The sequence below is a fragment of the Shewanella electrica genome, assembly GCF_022321485.1.
Lineage (GTDB): Bacteria > Pseudomonadota > Gammaproteobacteria > Enterobacterales > Shewanellaceae > Shewanella > Shewanella electrica.
Window position 1 is genome coordinate 1 of sequence record NZ_JAKOGG010000432.1, and the last position, 260, is coordinate 260.

The 260-nt window shown below is 56.5% G+C and carries 1 protein-coding gene; it reads right to left on the bottom strand.

From position 1 onward, the window contains the following. Positions 1-260 (bottom strand): transcriptional repressor TCF25 family protein (locus L9G74_RS24380; protein ID WP_238898719.1); only part of this gene is annotated, 260 nt, incomplete at both ends.

A 260-nucleotide genomic window follows, 5' to 3' on the forward strand; every position in this document is an offset into this window, starting at 1 on the left:
GTGTAATTTGGCAACAAGGACCGGAAGAAGAGGGCGATTGTGTTTCCGTGGCTGACTGGACTCAGCCTCTCTGGTCTGACGTAAGAGTAGATGGTGTCCAGGGGAGGCAGAGGGTCGAACCCCATCACAGACTGTGTGGTCACATCCGAGGGTAGGGCAGCAACAGCCTCCTTGATCTCAGACAGTATCACGTGGCGGTGGATGTTTCTGGGCGCACGCTGGTACAACACTTTCCGCCTGTTCTCACAGGCCTCCACAGC